This window comes from Holdemanella sp. (genome assembly GCF_056804935.1).
This window is the reverse complement of sequence record NZ_DBMEXE010000162.1, coordinates 1-3,685: the sequence shown is the minus strand read 5'-3', so window position 1 is coordinate 3,685 and position 3,685 is coordinate 1. Positions and strand designations below refer to the sequence as shown.

The window sequence follows — 3,685 nt, the reverse complement described above, 5'->3', positions numbered from 1 at the left end:
TAACAGTGGGGAGCCGTATGCGGGAAAACTGCACGTACGGTTCTTAGAGGAGTTTATCTCCAACTGTTTATTTTAGAGAAGGAGATAAATTTACTTATGAATTTTCATGAATGTATGAAGCTGTTTTATCCAGAGACAAAAATAATATTATATAATCAAAAAAATGAAGTTGTATTAGAAGGCCAAGTAAAGGATATTCGTAAAGAGTGTGAAAAATATCATAATGTAGAAGTAACCTTTGTATCGGGTAGAGCGGATACAACGGGACTTAAAATTTGGCTAGATATGTAAAAGGAAGAAAGTATAGTGCTTTCTTCCTTTTCATTTCTAGTATTTCATATTGCTTTTAATCACATCGTGATCTTTTAATAGTTTTTCAATTACAGTACCCTTGATTGCCTTAAGAATTGGTTTTTTGAATACGTTTAAAGGTCCAAGGTTGATTTCAAGTGGCGATTTACCATCCATTAATTTAACGCTTGAATCTAATAATTCACGTACATCATATACGCTGCCCCAAACTTCTGGAACACCACGATCAACACCCAATAGTCCATATACAGCTTCCATTGCGGTACGTACTGAATATTCAGTTGTAAAGACTGTGTCTCTTGGTGTGTCGGCAAATTGTCCTAAGAAGGCGAAGTTTACGCATCCATCAGGAATTACGTCTGGACGATCACCTTTTGTACGTGGCATGAAGAAGGCAGTGATGTATGGCATCATTGTAGGTACGCATCGTGCTGAATTTGTAGCTAATTCTTCAATTTGATCCGTTGGAACACCCAAGTGATATAGCCATTCTTCCGTAATTTCTTTACCAGTACATTCTCTCATTGGCTTTTTAATGTAGTCACCATCAACATCTGTGAATAGTCCATATACCCAAACGCATACTTTGTTTGGATCTTGGTTCTTGAATTGTCCTTGACGATTGATTGTCCAGCTCATTAACCAGCTTGAATCTCTACAAGTGACAATACCTCCAGTAACTGTTTTTCCGCTGCGAGGATCACGTTTACAAATATTTGTGATATAAGGAATAATCTTATCATCTAATGTTGTGACTGTGGCAGATTCCCAGTTTGTCTTTGAAATGTCTGAACAGAATTTTTCTGGATGGCCAAAGCTTGGATCTTGTTTTGCGATATTTTTCCATAAGCTCCAGCATCCACTTGTTCTTACTTCAGCATCTCCATTAGGCGCATGGTCTTGATCTCCGTAGATTGTTCCTTCTGTACAGCTTCCGTTTGTCACGAATACTAAATCGTTTTCAGTTAATACAATGCCGGTTTCGGTTCCGTTGACTTTGCATTCGATTGTCTTCGCAATTTTTTTGTCACCTACAAATTCAAACTCAACATTTGTGACTTCTGTATTGAATTGGAAGTCTACGCCATGAGCTTCTAGATATTTTTGCATAGGAAGAATCAATGATTCATATTGGTTGTATCTTGTGAATTTTAAGGCGCTGAAATCAGGAAGTCCTGAAATGTGGTGAATGAATCTTTGGAAGTATAATTTCATTTCTAATGCAGAGTGCCAGTTTTCAAACGCAAACATACTTCTCCAATACATCCAGAATGTTGAATCGAATACTTCTTCATCAAATACATCTTCAATTGTCTTATCATATAAGTCTTCGTCTGGTGTCATGAATAATTTTGCGATTTCCATAGCACCCTTTGTACTTAAGTCAAACTTACCATCTGTATGCGCATCTTTTCCCTGATTGATTGTTGCACGACACAATGAGTAGTTAGGATCATGCTTATTTAACCAATAGTATTCGTCTAGAACACTAGCCCCTTCAATTTCTAAGGAAGGAATGCTTCTGAATAAATCCCATAAACATTCGAAGTGGTTTTCCATTTCACGTCCACCTCTCATGACATATCCACGAGTAGGATCATAGATTCCATCACATGCACCTCCAGCAATATCCATTGCTTCTAATACGTGGATGTTTTTTCCTGGCATTTGTCCATCACGAACTAAGAAGCAAGCAGCCGCTAGTGCAGCAAGTCCACTACCTACGATATATGCATTCTTATTATCAACGCCAGCTGGCTTTTCTGGGCGGGCAAATGCTTCGTAGTTTCCGTTTGTGTAGTAAATACCTTTAGAGTTCTTTTCGTATTTTCCTCTTTCTGTATTACGATATTCACTTGTAGATGTCTTTTCTTCTTCTTTCTTTTTATCGTTCACTTTTTTGGCGGTAAATAAAGCAGCACCTGTAGCTGCAGCAGTAAGGCCTGCAATGCCTAATTTTACAGTATTCTTTGACATATACATGTCCTCCTTTTTCTTTATGGCTACATAATAGTGAGAATCAAAATAAAAAACCATAAACAAAAAAAGCAAGATGATAATTTTTTTATCATTTTGCTTCATTTGTAAAGTTTGAAATGGAATTTGCGATAGAACCATGCAAAGTGTTGACCATATTATAGACGATTTCATTATAATCTTCATTCATGCCTTTGCCGATCCAGTCGAGCATAATGCCTACAAAGCTATATTTATAGAAATCGGCAATGAATTGGATTTGTTCTTCTGAAATGTTGGTGCCTTGAGCCTTTTCTCTAACAACCCCTAAAATAAGGTCGTGTACGGTTGTGAACAAAAATCTTTCGATACTATCTTGTGTTGTAGTGTGATACACATTCAATATGAATGGCTTATTTTGAAGAACGGCTTCAAAAATGGATGTGAGACCTTCTTGCCAAGTGTCGTAGGTCTTATTTCCTTTTAGTGCATTTGTGGCATCATAAATACAAGACCATTCAACAAGGTCATAAATATCTTTAAAGTGATAGTAGAAAGACATTCTTGAAATGCCAACATCGTCCGTTAGATCTTTGATGGTAATCCTATCCAATGGTTTCTTTAATAAGAATCTTTTTAGGGATTGCTCTAGGGCAAGTTTAGTTAGGTTTGACATACAAAAATAATAATAAAAAAAGGGTCTCCCGTCAATTCTTAGGAGACCATGAACATTAAATTCTGAGTGGCTGTAACAAACAGAATTTTGCCTTGCCCTAGCTGTAATAGGGCCCTTTGAATATTGTAGATGTGCTTCTTGCAAGCACACTTATACTATAATCTTATCATTCGTTAATTTAATCAAAACATTTTGTGAAATTTTGGGAAGTGATATAATACAAGAGTGAGGTATGGATACTATGTATATATCAGTAGATGAATCGCAAATGGGTGTGTCTTTCTTGGATTGTTTTCGCTTTTGTATGAATGATATAGCATATGATATTATTCTGAATAAGCCGGATTGGGATACATATGAATATGAAATATGGAAGCGGGCTAATAGGAAAATGTCTTTGGTCGCAATAGTGAGTCTGTCGTTAGATGAATTTAAAGAATACTATTATGGGGATGAAAGAACGACAAATTATAGGATAATCAATAAAATTATTGTTCCGGCAATTGAAAAAATGAGATAATAAAATATGCTTTATTTATCATGCTTTATGATGAATAAGGCATTTTTGTTTGCAGAAAAATACTTTACGAATAAACTGTTTGGGTTTATACTTTTTAGTAGATAAATAACTTTCACAACTAAAAAGAACAAAAAATAATAAGGACATAAAACTAAGGAGATTTACTTATATGCAAAAGAGAACTACGAATTATTCATTCCAGAAGTTCGGGGATGTATTCT

General features: G+C 35.6%; 4 protein-coding genes. 2 read left to right on the top strand and 2 right to left on the bottom strand.

The window, feature by feature from the left end:
* Positions 1 to 96 precede the first annotated feature (96 nt).
* A complete protein-coding gene (locus ACZQCL_RS07405; RefSeq protein WP_147487099.1) occupies positions 97 to 291 on the top strand; it encodes a hypothetical protein in 195 nt (64 codons plus the stop codon).
* A gap of 36 nt (positions 292 to 327) precedes the next feature.
* On the opposite strand, the gene ACZQCL_RS07400 is transcribed toward ACZQCL_RS07405, so the two are convergent.
* Positions 328 to 2,289: an oleate hydratase gene (locus ACZQCL_RS07400; RefSeq protein WP_227993061.1), complete on the bottom strand. Its 1,962-nt coding sequence runs from the start codon at positions 2,287 to 2,289 to the stop codon at positions 328 to 330.
* Between the two features lie 91 nt (positions 2,290 to 2,380).
* Positions 2,381 to 2,944, bottom strand: a complete 564-nt coding sequence (locus ACZQCL_RS07395; RefSeq protein WP_482482519.1) for a TetR/AcrR family transcriptional regulator — start codon at positions 2,942 to 2,944, stop codon at positions 2,381 to 2,383.
* A gap of 304 nt (positions 2,945 to 3,248) precedes the next feature.
* On the opposite strand from ACZQCL_RS07395, the gene ACZQCL_RS07390 reads away from it, so the two are divergent.
* Positions 3,249 to 3,464, top strand: a complete 216-nt coding sequence (locus ACZQCL_RS07390; RefSeq protein WP_482482517.1) for a hypothetical protein — start codon at positions 3,249 to 3,251, stop codon at positions 3,462 to 3,464.
* Positions 3,465 to 3,685: the final 221 nt, after the last annotated feature.

What these genes read in the sequence shown, in the direction of transcription:
- ACZQCL_RS07400 (WP_227993061.1), bottom strand. Translation starts at nt 2,289, where the DNA reads ATGTCAAAGAATACTGTAAAATTAGGCATTGCAGGCCTTACTGCTGCA.
- ACZQCL_RS07395 (WP_482482519.1), bottom strand. Translation starts at nt 2,944, where the DNA reads ATGTCAAACCTAACTAAACTTGCCCTAGAGCAATCCCTAAAAAGATTC.
- ACZQCL_RS07405 (WP_147487099.1), top strand. Translation starts at nt 97, where the DNA reads ATGAATTTTCATGAATGTATGAAGCTGTTTTATCCAGAGACAAAAATA.
- ACZQCL_RS07390 (WP_482482517.1), top strand. Translation starts at nt 3,249, where the DNA reads ATGAATGATATAGCATATGATATTATTCTGAATAAGCCGGATTGGGAT.